Annotated in this window: 13 protein-coding genes; 6 read left to right on the top strand and 7 right to left on the bottom strand. The window is 68.0% G+C overall.

Translation table 11 applies throughout. From position 1 onward, the window contains the following. Positions 1-13: 13 nt before the first annotated feature. The 3 genes from ACWGE0_RS15445 to ACWGE0_RS15435 are packed head-to-tail and all read left to right on the top strand — an operon-like array spanning position 14 to position 2,431. The gene (locus ACWGE0_RS15445) at positions 14-589 is read left to right on the top strand and encodes an RNA polymerase sigma factor (RefSeq protein WP_452261540.1); all 576 of its coding nucleotides are present in this window, start codon (positions 14-16) and stop codon (positions 587-589) included. Next, positions 586-1,464, top strand: coding sequence for a hypothetical protein (locus ACWGE0_RS15440; protein WP_452261539.1), 879 nt, complete (start codon positions 586-588; stop codon positions 1,462-1,464). The genes ACWGE0_RS15445 and ACWGE0_RS15440 overlap by 4 nt, the downstream gene beginning before the upstream one ends. Before the next feature lie 52 nt (positions 1,465-1,516). Beyond that, a complete protein-coding gene (locus ACWGE0_RS15435) occupies positions 1,517-2,431 on the top strand; it encodes an alpha/beta fold hydrolase (protein ID WP_452261538.1) in 915 nt (304 codons plus the stop codon). Here ACWGE0_RS15435 and ACWGE0_RS15430 read toward each other — a convergent pair. Together ACWGE0_RS15430 and ACWGE0_RS15425 are read right to left on the bottom strand one after the other, a co-directional pair. Next, a complete protein-coding gene (locus ACWGE0_RS15430) occupies positions 2,341-2,811 on the bottom strand; it encodes a hypothetical protein (RefSeq protein WP_452261537.1) in 471 nt (156 codons plus the stop codon). The two genes, ACWGE0_RS15435 and ACWGE0_RS15430, sit on opposite strands and share 91 nt — an antisense overlap. A gap of 83 nt (positions 2,812-2,894) precedes the next feature. Beyond that, on the bottom strand, positions 2,895-4,466 hold the full coding sequence (locus ACWGE0_RS15425) for a WS/DGAT/MGAT family O-acyltransferase (RefSeq protein WP_452261536.1): 1,572 nt from the start codon (positions 4,464-4,466) through the stop codon (positions 2,895-2,897). Positions 4,467-4,688: 222 nt separating this feature from the next. Here ACWGE0_RS15425 and ACWGE0_RS15420 point away from each other — a divergent pair, with 222 nt between their 5' ends. Beyond that, positions 4,689-5,510: an esterase/lipase family protein gene (locus tag ACWGE0_RS15420; protein WP_452261535.1), complete on the top strand. Its 822-nt coding sequence runs from the start codon at positions 4,689-4,691 to the stop codon at positions 5,508-5,510. On the opposite strand, the gene ACWGE0_RS15415 is transcribed toward ACWGE0_RS15420, so the two are convergent. Further along, positions 5,507-6,265 (bottom strand): helix-turn-helix transcriptional regulator, encoded by a 759-nt coding sequence (locus ACWGE0_RS15415; RefSeq protein ID WP_452261534.1) that lies wholly within the window; start codon positions 6,263-6,265, stop codon positions 5,507-5,509. The genes ACWGE0_RS15420 and ACWGE0_RS15415 overlap by 4 nt on opposite strands. A gap of 68 nt (positions 6,266-6,333) precedes the next feature. Between ACWGE0_RS15415 and ACWGE0_RS15410 the strand changes: the two genes are divergently transcribed. Further along, positions 6,334-7,071 (top strand): SDR family oxidoreductase, encoded by a 738-nt coding sequence (locus tag ACWGE0_RS15410; protein WP_452261533.1) that lies wholly within the window; start codon positions 6,334-6,336, stop codon positions 7,069-7,071. Between the two features lie 17 nt (positions 7,072-7,088). On the opposite strand, the gene ACWGE0_RS15405 is transcribed toward ACWGE0_RS15410, so the two are convergent. From ACWGE0_RS15405 to ACWGE0_RS15395, 3 genes are all read right to left on the bottom strand, one after another. Continuing rightward, positions 7,089-8,498, bottom strand: coding sequence for a glycoside hydrolase family 28 protein (locus ACWGE0_RS15405; protein ID WP_452261532.1), 1,410 nt, complete (start codon positions 8,496-8,498; stop codon positions 7,089-7,091). Positions 8,499-8,598: 100 nt separating this feature from the next. Beyond that, positions 8,599-9,519: a hypothetical protein gene (locus tag ACWGE0_RS15400; RefSeq protein ID WP_452261531.1), complete on the bottom strand. Its 921-nt coding sequence runs from the start codon at positions 9,517-9,519 to the stop codon at positions 8,599-8,601. An 11-nt stretch (positions 9,520-9,530) separates the two neighbouring features. Next, entirely contained in the window at positions 9,531-10,499 is a 969-nt protein-coding gene (locus tag ACWGE0_RS15395) for a DUF2332 family protein (protein ID WP_452261530.1), read from the bottom strand. 103 nt (positions 10,500-10,602) lie between these two features. On the opposite strand from ACWGE0_RS15395, the gene ACWGE0_RS15390 reads away from it, so the two are divergent. Further along, entirely contained in the window at positions 10,603-11,361 is a 759-nt protein-coding gene (locus ACWGE0_RS15390) for an enoyl-CoA hydratase/isomerase family protein (protein WP_452261529.1), read from the top strand. A 40-nt stretch (positions 11,362-11,401) separates the two neighbouring features. Here the strand turns inward: ACWGE0_RS15390 and ACWGE0_RS15385 are convergent, their stop codons facing one another. After that, positions 11,402-12,139 carry a thaumatin family protein gene (locus tag ACWGE0_RS15385; RefSeq protein ID WP_452261528.1) on the bottom strand — a complete coding sequence of 246 codons (738 nt, stop codon included), beginning with the start codon at positions 12,137-12,139 and terminating at the stop codon, positions 11,402-11,404. Between the last annotated feature and the right edge of the window lie 10 nt (positions 12,140-12,149).

The raw sequence follows: 12,149 nt of genomic DNA, 5'->3' as shown, positions 1-12,149 counted from the left end.
GACACGAACAGGTATGACGACCGAAGACCCTGACGACCGAGCGTTGTGGTCGCAGGCCGCTGGGGGCAGTGCGCATGCCTTCGGGGTGCTGTTCGACCGGCACGCGAAGGCGGTCTACAACCACTGCTTCAGGTTGACCGCCTCGTGGGCTGAGGCCGAGGACCACCTGCAGGCCACGTTCCTGCTGGCCTGGCGCAAGCGTGCCGAGGTGCGGCTGGAACGCGAGTCGGCGTTGCCGTGGCTGCTCACGGTGGCGGCGAACGTGGTGCGCAACGACCAGCGGTCGCTGATGCGGCGGCTCAAGAACGTGCGGCGGGTCGGCGAGGAGCGGCCGGTGCCCGACCACGCTGACCAGGTGGTGGAGCGGCTTGACGACCAGCGGCAGATGAAGCAGCTGCTCAAGGCCGTGGCGAAGCTGCCGCGCAACGAACGTGAGGCGCTCGCGCTGTGCGTGTGGTCCGAGGTGTCGTACGCGGATGCGGCGGCGGCGCTCGGCATCACCGAGGGCAGCGTGCGGGCGCGGGTCAGCAAGGCCAAGTCGAAGCTCCAGCAGCACCGCGAACTCGTGCACACCGGGGAGGACCGATGACCAGCATGCTTCCACCCACTCGCGACCTGCCTCCCGGCCGTCACACGCAGATCCGCGCCGAACTCGAACGGCAGGTGTCCGGGCGCCGCGGGTCCTCGCGGTTCACCGTGCCCATCCTCGCGGCCGCCGCCGTGGTCGCCGTGGTGGCCGTGGGAGTGGTGGTGTTCAGGCCAGGGGCGACGGAGCACACGCCGGCCGTTCACATCACCACGTCACCGGCGCCGGTGAGGGAGACGTTCGGCCTCGCACCTGAGCAGGTCGAGGCGATCGAACAGGGCTGCGCCAAGGAAGCGAAGGTGACGGACAAGCTGACGCTGTACCAGCACGGCCGCGACGAAACCGGTCGATGGGCGTTTCTCTACACCGACAAGGCCTGGGTGTCGTGCGACATCGGCCGCGGCGGCGAGGAGTACGACACGAGCGGTCCCCAGGAGGTCTACGTCGACTGGTTGGCGGGACACTTCAGTCTCGATGCGGGCGGCAGCCGTCCCGGCGGCGACACGCATCCGTTCCGACCGGCGCTGGCAGGTGTTGGCGGTTACCGCATTCTCGCGGGTCGCGTCGACTCGTCCGTCGCCAGCGTCACGTACCGCGCGTCGGACGGCAGGACGGCGGAGGCCAAGATCGCCAACGGCACGTTCGTCGTGCGCATCCCCTACCCGTCGACCTGGGACGGCTCCGAGGGGAACGGCACCTCCGAGCTGCGGGTTCTCGACGCTGCCGGGAACCTGCTCGGCACCGCGGGCGAGTCCGAGAAGTGCTGGACCATGCCGGGAGTCAAAGAAACGCTTCCCGACCACAGGGACATCGACTTGGTGCAGAACGCGAACAACAAGTGCGAGCCGGCCCCGCGCTGGAAGTCGCCTCTGAAGTGATGCCACCGACGGGTGCTACCGATCAGTAGTCCCAACCGACATACTGGTTGGTATGACGACTGTGGCGAACTTCGGCGGCACCAGCCACTACGCGGACCTCGACGGGCCCGTGCACTGGGTCGACTTCGGCGGACCGGAAGACGGTCCCCGGATGGTCCTGGTGCACGGGCTCGGCGGCTCGCACCTGAACTGGGCGTTGCTGGCGCCGTTGCTCGCGCAGAAGGCGCGCGTGGTGGCCGTCGACCTGGCCGGGCACGGTCTGACCAACCCGGAGGGCCGCCAGACCACGGTCCAGGCCAACGCGGCGCTGCTCGGCCGGTTCGTCAAGGAGGTCGTCGGCGAACCGGTGATCCTGGTCGGCAACTCGATGGGCGGGATGATCTCCCTGTTCCACACCGCCTACAACCCCGACCTGGTCAGGGGCCTGGTGCTGGTGGATCCCGCGCTGCCGATGGTGTTCGGGACGCGGCCGGACCCGACGATGATCGGCACGTTCTTCATGTACTCGGTGCCGGGGCTGGGGGAGCGGTTCCTCGCCAGGGCGAAGACCGTGTCACCGCGCAAGCAGGTCGAACGCCTGCTGGACATGGTCTGCGCGGACCCGTCGGGCATCCCCGAGGAGCTCAAGCAGGCCTCTGAGCACCTGATCGGCGAGCGCGCGAAGGTCCAGGGCCTGGACGCGGCGTTCCTGGCGGCGGCGCGCAGCACCGTCTTCACGACGTCCAAGCGCGGCGCCTACTTCGCGGCGATGGCCAAGCTGCGCGTGCCGGTGTTCCTGATGAGCGGCGACCGGGACCGGCTGGTCAACGTCGCCGCGGCCCGGTACGTCGCCCGCAGGCACCCGCACTGGCGTTACGACGAGTACGCGGGCGTCGGTCACGTGCCCCAGATGGAGATCCCCGAGGTCGTGTCCGGGCGGGTCTTGGACTGGATGGACGCCAACCGCTTGAGCACCTCCGCGAGCTGACCGAGCGTGAGCCGCTCCCGCAGGACGGGGGCGGCTCCGGTCAGCACGAAGTGGTCGTCGAGCTGCTCGACGCCGGTCAGCTGGATGCCGCGCGGCAGCTCCGGGACGGCGAACACGCGGGCCGGCAGCCACTTGTGCAGCCGCACGTGCAGCTCTGTGCCGACCAACTGGACGGTCAGCGGGAACCAACTGACCGGTTGTAACTCCGGAATGTCCGAAAAGTTCACCTCGACGCGGAACTCCACGGGAGACGACACCAGCACCGCGGGCGGGTTCACGTGCACGTCCCGGCACACGACGGTCGCGCGGCGAGCACGCCAGCGCGACCATCGCACGTCCTCCAGCTCGATGCGGACGTCGTCGACCTGACCGAGCGCCAAACCGAGGGCGCCCAGCCGTGCGTCGAGTCCTACTACGGTCAGCTGCAGGTCGTGCGCGCCTGCCTGGACCGTCAGTTCGTGTCTCAGGCCTTGGTCTCCGGCTTCACACCGTTCGTCGCCGCCTTGGACGTCGCGCGGACGGCACGCGGCTTGGGGGCGGGCTTGGCGGCGGCGGGCTTCGGGGCAGCGGGCTTGGCGGCAGGCTTCACCGCTGCCTTCTCGGCGACAGCCGCCGCTTCCTTGACGCTCTCGGCCTTCGCGGCCGCTTTCTCCTCCGCCTCCGCGGCCAGCGCGACCATCTCGTCGAAGCCCGCCCGGATGCCGTCGGCGAGCAGCTGGACGTCCGGCACGCCGTCGAAGTCGGCGTTGATGCCGAAGGTGAACCTGTCCAGGTAGGAGAAGATGCCGACGGTGATCCGGATCGTGGACGCGACCGGCACGTACGGGAACATCTCCACCAGCGGGCGGCCGAGCATGTAGAGCGGGATGCGCGGGCCGGGCACGTTCGTGGTGACGGTCTGCAGGATCTGCTGCGGGAACCGCATCGCGGTCCGCGAGCCCAGCGCCATCAGCGTCGGCGCGGCGAAGTTCGACAGGTTCGTGATGACGTCCGCACCGGCGGCCTGGCGGGAGCTCTTCAGGTCGTCCATCTGCGCGCGGATCGACGCGAGACGCTTCACCGGGTCCGCCTCGCCGACCGGCAGGTTCACCAGCACAGCGCTGACGCGGTTGTTCAACTCGTTGTGCTGGTCGGACTTGCGCATCGACACGGGCACCATGGTCCGCACGACCATGCCCTCGGTCAGCTCGCCGCGCTTCTCCAGCAGATCCCGGAAACCACGCGTGATCGCGGTGAGGATGACGTCGTTCACCGTGCCGCCGGCAGCCTTGCGAATCTGTTTGATCTCAGCCAGGTTCGCGCGCGCCCACACCCAACGGCGGTGCGGCCCAATAGGACCGTTGAGCGAGGTCGCGGCGCGCGTGACCAAACGACGTGCGGTACCGGGAAGCGAACCGAGAACCGTCTTGCCGAAGTCCACGATCTCGTTGAGGGACCGCATGTTCCGCGCGACGGCGGGCAACGCGGACAGGTGCTGCACCGGCGTCACGATGGCGTCACGCACGCCGTCGACGACCAGGTCGAGGGTCGACGGCTGCGGCGCCGGCTTCCACTCCTTCGGCTCCGGCAGCGCGCTCTCCTTCTTGAAGTCCAGGATGAGCTGCAGCATGTCCGAACCGGACACTCCGTCGATCATGCAGTGGTGGACCTTGGAGATGATCGCCCAGCGACCACCCTCCAGGCCTTCGACCAGCCAGGCCTCCCACAGCGGCTTCTTGTCGTCGAGCTTCTGAGCGAAGATCCGGCCCGCGAGGTTGCGCAGCTGGTCCTCCCCGCCCGGCGACGGCACCGCGGTGTGGCGCACGTGGTAGAGGATGTTGAAGTGGTCGTCGTCGACCCAGACCGGACGGCCGACGTGGAACGGCAGCGCCTTCACCTTCTGCCGGTAGCGGGGGACCTGGTCCAGCCGCGACACGAAGAGACGGATCACGTCCCCGTAAGACGGCACCGGGCCGTCGAAAACCAGGACGGAACCCACGTGCATCGGCACGTTCTCGTCCTCGATGAAGTAGAAGCTGGCGTCCAAACTGCTCATCCGATCCACTCGAAAAATGGTAGAGGACCGGAGCGTCTCAATCGACGTCCATGCAGGTGAGAGGCACTGCACACGTGTGAGGTTGCCAACGTGTTACCTGGACGTGGCGAATCGAGACTCGAAAGTACTGGCGAAAAGATCGTTCACGAAACATCATGGACTCACTGGGCAACGCCGCCCAGGGACGCCGGCTCGGGGTTGTCGACGTGTGGGGAGGCTCTTATGTCTGCCGTACCTTCAGACGAAGTCTTCGACTTTGCCGCTGCTGCTCCTCCCCTGCACCTCGTCAGAGGAAGCGCGCCCGGATTGTTCTGGTACCTCACCGAACCCACCCGCTGCGCGCTCGACATGAGCGAGTTCGTCGCCACGCGCTCGATGCTGCGCGGCGCGCCGTCGGGTGACGGCCACCCGGTGCTGGTGTTCCCCGGCCTGGGCGCCGCCGACTCGTCGACCGTGATGCTGCGCCGGTTCCTGTCCGGTCTGGGCTATCAGGTGAACCCGTGGGGTTTGGGCCGAAACATCGGACCGACCCGCAAGGCCGTGGACGGCATGCACGCCTTGGTGAAGAAGGTTTCCGACGCTTACGGCGGACCGGTTTCCATCGTGGGCTGGTCGCTGGGCGGGATCTTCGCGCGCGAGATGGCGCGGGACCACCCGCACCGCGTGCGTCAGGTGATCACGCTCGGGTCGCCGTACAACATGAGCGATCCCGTGCAATCACGCGCGATGCCCGCGTTCGCACTGTTCTCGCGGCTGCACATCCCGAAGGACGAGTTCCCGCCGCTGGAGTCGACCCGGCCGCCGATCCCGGTGCCCGCCACGTCGATCTACTCCAAAACGGACGGGATCGTGTCGTGGGAGTCGTGCATCGAGGAACCCGGACCGCGCAAGGAGAACGTCCAGGTGTCGTCCTCGCACCTGGGATACGGCTTCAACAGCACCGTTCTGTGGGTGGTCGCTGACCGGCTGGCACAGGCGGAGGGCACGTGGGCGCCCTTCGCCGCGCCGCCGGGCATGGCACGCATGTACCCGCGGGCCGCCTAACAGGGCCTCGGGTCCGCGTAGATCACCAGCGTCTGGTCGGGCTGCTCGGCGAGGTGGAACGCCGTGTAGGCGTAGTCGAGCGGTCCGAGACGCGGGTGCCGCAAGCGTTTCCGGCCGCCGCGCCGTGCCTGCACGTCGTAGTGGGGCCACCAGTCGCGCACCTCCTGGCTGGCCTCGTGCAGGTCGTCGATCAGCCTGGTGAACCTGGCCTCGCCGGCGTGCCGTCCGGCGAGCGTGCGCAGCCTGGCGAGCAGGCCGCGTGCTTCCGGTTCCCAGTCCATCAACGCGTGCCGGGCCTGCGGGTCGGTGAACACCCAGCGCACGAAGTTCGGGTTTTCTCCTTGCAGGGCGGGAAAGAGGTCAGCCGCCGCCTCGTTGTGGACGAGCACGTCGTAGGTGGCGCCGATGATGTACGCCGGGTTCGGTTGCAGCAGCGCCGGAACCGCGGCCACCTCGTCCGGCAGGGCCTCTTCGACCTCGGCCGCCGGCGCGCGTCCTGCTATCTGGAACAGGTGGTCCTTTTCGGACCGGTCGAGCCCGAGCGCCGCGGCGAGCGCCCCGAGCACCTGGTCGGACGCCTGCACGTCCCTGCCCTGTTCGAGGTACGTGTACCAGGTGGCGCTGATCCCGGCGAGCACCGCGATCTCCTCCCGGCGCAGACCCGGTGTGCGGCGCCGGCCGGTGCTCGGCAGCCCGGCCTCGGCCGGGGTGATCCGCTCCCGGCGGCTGCGCAGGAACGCGCCCAGTTCGCTCATGGTGGCACCTCCTGTTCCAGAATAAGGCGGCTCTGGATACCAGGCTGAGCGCGACGCAGGCTGGGTGCATGTCTGGAATCAACGGAAAGGTCGTCGCGATCACCGGCGCCAGCAGCGGCATCGGCGAGGCCACCGCACTGCTGCTCGCCGAACGGGGCGCACGGCTCGTGCTCGGCGCACGGCGCGCGGATCGTCTCGAGGGTTTGGTTGCGCGGATCGAGAAGGCAGGCGGCACGGCCGTATACACACGTACGGACGTGACCCGGCGGGAAGATGTGCACGCGTTGGTCGCGTTGGCCCAGGAGCGGTTCGGCAGGCTCGACGTGCTGGTGAGCAACGCTGGCGTTGGCCCTATCTCGCCGTTGGACGACCTACGCGTCGACGAGTGGGACGCGATGGTCGACGTCAACATCAAGGGCGTGCTGCACGGCATCGCGGCCGCGTTGCCGGTGTTCCGCGCGCAGCAGGCCGGGCACTTCGTCACCACAGCTTCGACGGCCGCGTTCACCGTCGTGCCGACGATGGCGGTCTACGCGGGCACCAAGGTCGCCGTGCGGGCGATCTGCGAGGGCCTGCGCCAGGAGTCGAACGGGGCCTTCAGGGTGACGACCGTGTTCCCGGGGTTCGTGCACACCGATTTCGCCGAGGCCTCGAGCAATCCTGAAGTCCGGTCGCGCATCGCGGGCATGCGGGACCAGATCGCGATCCCGCCGGACTCGATCGCCCGCGCCATCGCGTTCGCGATCGAGCAGCCGGCCGACGTCGACGTGAACGAGATCGCCGTGCGACCGGCTGCCCAGGGTTAGTTGTTCAGAGCTAGGAACTACTTCGTCATCGGCTTGCCATTCGCGGTGACGTTGGTGAACTTCAGGCCGTCGACGTTCTTGACGGTGTTGGTGGTGGAGCTGACGGTGAACTTGGAGTCCCGCAGCTCCAGCCCCTTCACGTGCTCCTGCGACAGGCCGGACACGTCGAGGACCTTGGAAGCCTTGGTGCTGCTGCAGTTGGAGACGTAGAACGGGCCGAACTTCGGCACGTTGCTGCCCGTCTGCGAGTTGTACGTGGTGGTGACGTAGACGAAGGCGCGCGCGAACGTGCCGGAAACGCTGTCCAGGTTGATGTTCTGCGAGAAGCCGCCGCGCTTGGTGTTCGACTTGACGTACAGCGCGAACTTGGTGGCGTTGACGCAGTTCAGCTTGTAGCCGTAGACGTTGCGGATGCCGCCGGTCTGCTCGGAGCCGCACGTGATGGCGCCCCAGTTGCCGTTCATCCGGCAGTTGACGACGACGAGGTTCTGGCACGGCACGTTGACGCGCCGGCCGTCCTCGTCGCGGCCGGACTTGATGGCCACGTTGTCGTCGTGTGCGCCGAGATCGCTGTTGGAGATCACGACGTGGTCGCACGACTCCGGGTCGCACGCGTCCGTGTTGTTGGCGGACGTCGTGGGGTCGGTGTGCACGTCGTCGACCGTGACGCTCTTGCACAGCGTGGGGTGGATCTGCCAGAACTTCGGGTTCTTCAGCGTGACGCCCTGGATCAGCACGGTGTCGCACGAGTAGGGCTCGATGAACGTCGAGCGCATGTTCTTGCCCGAGCCGGGCACCACCCGCTTCTCCGGCGGGGTCCCCTTGGCCACCAACGACTCCAGGTACGAGCGGTCGCTGCCCTTGTTCCACGAACCGGTGGCGCCCGCGTCGAGCGTGCCCTTGCCGGTCAGCGCGATGTTGGTCTGCTTGTACGCGTAGACCATGGGGGAGCGGTTCATGCACTCGATGCCCTCGTAGCGCGTGAGCACCGTGGGGAACTTCGAGGCGTCGCCGGAGAACTTGAGCAGCACGCCGTCCTCCAGGTGGAAGTCGACGTTGCTCAGCAGGTGGACCGCGCCCGTGACGTAGGTGCCCTTCGGAACGATCACGTGGCCGCCACCGGCCGCGTTGCAGGCGGCGATGGCCTTCTTGAACGCTTCGGTGTTGTCGGTCTTGTTGTCGCCCTTGGCGCCGTACGCGGTCGCGTCGAAGTTCTTGTCGGGGAACGACGGGAGCTTCGTGTTCCGCACGATCTCGTTGGCGGCCGGCCAGGGCAGTTCGGGGATCGCAGCCGAGATGACCGTTGCCGAGATGACAGCGGTCCGCTGGAGCGGATCAGCGACCGCGGCTCGCGCCAGCACCGGTGTGGCGATGGCGGCCACGACGGTTGACTTCATCAGCAGTCGACGGTTGATCCTGCCGTCCATTCGACGTCCTCTTCCACAGTGAGGCGAACGTGGGTGGCGGCGGCGTGACCTGCGTTACAGAAATACTGTAAACGTTTGCGCTGCCGCCGTCCACCTGCGTTCAGCTGCGGAAGGCGTTGCGCGTGTAGGTGAGGCTGAAGCTGCCCTTGTTGGCGAAGTACCGGTCGATCAGCAACGCCGGGTCGGTGGCCATGTAGCCGCGGTAGATCGCGCCATCGTTCTGGTCGTCCCAGCCCCACGGCGCGTTGGCGGCGTTGTCCTTGCCGTTGTCACCGCGGAAGGTGCCGAACGACGCGTAGGTCTCGGAGTTGTTGCGGCGGGCCCACATGCCGTTCGTTTCGAGCGTGTTCACCAGGCGGTATCCGACGCTCCGGTCGTTGCCGCCGGACGGCACCTCACCGGTGGCGGCCGGGTGGTAGACGACGCCGTCACCGCCGGGGAAGTTGGCGCCGTCCCACCGGTACAGGCCGTGGCCCTTGGCCTCCTGCCGGGTGGCGGGGCGGCCGTTGACCAGCAGCAACGTGCCGTCGATGGTCTCCGCGCCGTTCTGGAACGGCGACCCGGCGGGCACGTACGAGTAGAAGTCGCTGTGCGCCACCGTGACAGCGGCTTCGAGCTGGCCGAACCCGCTGTCCTTGCGGACGGTCAGCAGCACGCCCTCGAGGTCGTTCTCGTGGGTCCTGGTGCTGAACGGATCGGGCTGGTCGTCCCAGTCACGCGGGTGGAAGAAGCCGTAGACGATGAACCAGTGCGTCGACGTCTCGACCACCGAGTAGTAGGCGGCACCGGTGAGTTTCGCGAGCTGGGTCTGGTTCTCCCAGTTGTTCAGCCCGTTCCAGTCGCCGTCGAAGTCCACAGTGGACAGATAGTCGGCGTCGTAGTCCGAGTCGTCGGTGTCCTGGTGGTGGACCGGCGCCCAGTGGAACGCCAGGTCGTAGTCCGAGACGGCGGCGTGGGCGGGTGTGGTGAGCGCCGTGGTGAAGAGTGCGATGGCCAGCAGGGTGGCGCGGATCGTTTTCACGACGGCGCACGCTAGCTGTAAATGGTGACCGTCAGCCGTGGGTTTGAGCGAAAATCCGTCGACTCGTAGGCAACGCGCGCGAGTGGCATCGAGCCGGCCGCCGCGGTCAGCGTCGTCTCGATCTCGTTGCGCTCGTCCTCGGTGAGGTACGCCCAGAACGAGCTGTGCCAGATCACCGTGTACGTGCCGCGCTCGTCCGGCGGCACGAGGTTCTCGCGCAGCCACCGCCCGGCCGGCGAGCGCTCGACCTTCACCCCGACCTTGGCCGCGAGCTCGATGGCGTCGTCGAGGTCCCACCGCAGCGCGTCGTGCTCCGGCGGGATGAACGAGTGCAGGATCATCGCGTGCTTGGCGTCGCCGGGATCGCGCGGCTGCAGGTCGCACCCGGCCCGTTCGACGATCTCCAGGTTGGGCGGCTGCGGCCCGACGGCGGCCAGGCGCACCGGCGAGTCCTTGTCGCCCCACTCCCAGCCGAGCCCGAACCAGCGGTAGTGGTCCAGGATCAGGTTGAGGCCGGCGCAGGCACCGAGTTCGAGCAGCCGGACCTTGGGCGCCCCGATCATGGTCAGGCCGCGGAGCAGGAACCCGGCCGTCTTCGGCTGGTGCTGCTGCACCGTGCGGTCCAGCGCCGCCAGGATCTCGCCTGGGTTGTCGACGATCGCCCGCCGTGCCGCGAGCCAGGCCAGCAGTGCCGTCGAGTCGGACTCACCCGCCATCGCCGCCGCGTGCGCGCTGGCGAAGCGCTGGCTCAGTTCCGGCGCTTTTCCCGACAGCATCAGCAACCGCACCCCGGCGAGCGCCTGGATGCCGAACAGCGGGCTGTGCACGGCGCTGTGCGAGCAGAGCAGGTCGGCCACCGGCCCGCCGCGGTCGAGTTCGCTCGCGAGTTCCGAGAGGATGCGCGCGGAGACCGGCGCGCTGGTGCGCAACCGCACCGCGAACGTGCGCAGGGTGGAAGCTCCGATACCAGCCGCGGTCACACTTCCTCCCCTCTTCGGCAAGGGACATTACAAGGGCGTGAACGGGTTCCTCCCCATATGAGACCGGGCGTGGCGCCGGAACGCGGTAGGTATCGTGCGGCACGTGAGCGAGTTCCTGGAGCTGTCCGCGGCCGGTCCGGTCGCCACGTTGACGATCAACCGCCCGGCCAAGCGCAACGCGATGAGCTACGAGATGTGGTCGGCCCTGCCAGGGTTGCTCGCCCGTGTTTCCGCTGATGAGAGCGTCAGGGTGCTGGTCATCCGGGGCGGCGAGCACTTCTCCGCCGGTGCCGACATCGCCGAGTTCTCGACGCTGCGGCGAGGCGCCGAGGGTGCCGCTCACTACGGCGAGGCGGTGCACAACGGGGAACGCGCGATCGCCCAGTTCGACAAGCCGACGATTGCCGCGATTTCCGGTTTCTGTGTCGGCGGTGGGTGCGAGATCGCCCTGGCTTGCGACATTCGGGTGGCGTCCTCCGATGCGCGATTCGGCATCACGCCCGCGAAACTCGGCATCGTTTACAACTTCACGTCGACCAAGGCGCTCGTGGACGCGGTCGGGCCGGCGTGGGCGAAGCAGATCCTGTTCTCGGCGGATTTGATCGACGCTTCGACGGCGCTGCGCATCGGGCTCGTGAACGAGGTCGTGGAGTCGTTGGACGCGCGCGTGAAGGAACTGTCCGAACAGATCGCCGCGCGGGCGCAGGTGAGCGTCAGGGGCGCCAAGAAGATCATCAACTCGATCACCGAGGGCGGGCACGAGGACGACTTCGTGCGGGCGCTGTACGCGGAGGCCGCCTCCAGTGCCGACTACCAGGAAGGCGTGTCGGCGTTCCTGGAGAAGCGGCCCCCGCGGTTCTGACGGTTCTGGTTGTACTAGCGGTTCTGGTTGTTCTGGCGGGCTAGTGGAAGGTCACGGTCAGCTTGTTGCAGTCGCGGCAGCTGTACATGACGCGGTTGCCGGGCTCCTGGTCGTGCTTGGACCAGCTGTAGGCCTTCGGGCAGTTCCTGGTGATCGCGTTGCTGTACGGCGTCTTCGCGTCGCGGTTCGGGTTGACGCACAGCATGGGCTTGCCGGTGCCGGGGTGCCTGCGCAGGTTCGCGTCGGGACACGACGGCAGCAGTGCACCGGGGCAACCGGCGGTGCCGCAGAACTGTCCGTTGGGCGGCGGGCCGTTGGTGGGGTTGATCGTGACCGGCACGTTGACGGCGTTGACGTAGCTGACGTTGTACCAGGGTGCGGGCGCGTCACCGGGGTCGAAGTTGAACTCCGCCAGGCTCGCGGGCTGCTCGCCGGTGGTGCAGTGGCCCGGCCGGGCACCGCAGTCGCCGACCAGGCAGTGGAAGGTCGAGCCCGGCTCGCCGGAGCAGTGCTGGCGGGCGAAGAACTTGCCGCGCCAGTGGTTCCTCGGCCCGAGCGGGATGCGGACGACGGCGGACTCTCCCGCCTTGAGCTTGGGCAGCCCGTCGATGTTCTGGGAGCCGTCGTCGTTGACGGCGCTGCCCACCCAGATCGGGCCGCCGGTGGAGTTCACCAGCGTGACCGAGTACGGCGGGGCGGCGGAGGCAGGTGCCGCCAGGAGTGAGCCGGCCAGCGCCAGCAGCAGGACGATCCATTGTGGACGTAAGAGTTTTCTCACGGGGCGCAAC

The organism is Lentzea sp. NPDC054927, assembly GCF_053610285.1.
Note: the sequence above shows the minus strand (reverse complement) of the source record. Positions and strands in the feature narration are given on the sequence as shown.

Coding starts and splice junctions, on each gene's coding strand:
- ACWGE0_RS15415 (WP_452261534.1), bottom strand. CDS start 6,265: ATGAGCGAACTGGGCGCGTTCCTGCGCAGCCGCCGGGAGCGGATCACC.
- ACWGE0_RS15420 (WP_452261535.1), top strand. CDS start 4,689: ATGTCTGCCGTACCTTCAGACGAAGTCTTCGACTTTGCCGCTGCTGCT.
- ACWGE0_RS15425 (WP_452261536.1), bottom strand. CDS start 4,466: ATGAGCAGTTTGGACGCCAGCTTCTACTTCATCGAGGACGAGAACGTG.
- ACWGE0_RS15405 (WP_452261532.1), bottom strand. CDS start 8,498: ATGGACGGCAGGATCAACCGTCGACTGCTGATGAAGTCAACCGTCGTG.
- ACWGE0_RS15440 (WP_452261539.1), top strand. CDS start 586: ATGACCAGCATGCTTCCACCCACTCGCGACCTGCCTCCCGGCCGTCAC.
- ACWGE0_RS15410 (WP_452261533.1), top strand. CDS start 6,334: ATGTCTGGAATCAACGGAAAGGTCGTCGCGATCACCGGCGCCAGCAGC.
- ACWGE0_RS15445 (WP_452261540.1), top strand. CDS start 14: ATGACGACCGAAGACCCTGACGACCGAGCGTTGTGGTCGCAGGCCGCT.
- ACWGE0_RS15435 (WP_452261538.1), top strand. CDS start 1,517: ATGACGACTGTGGCGAACTTCGGCGGCACCAGCCACTACGCGGACCTC.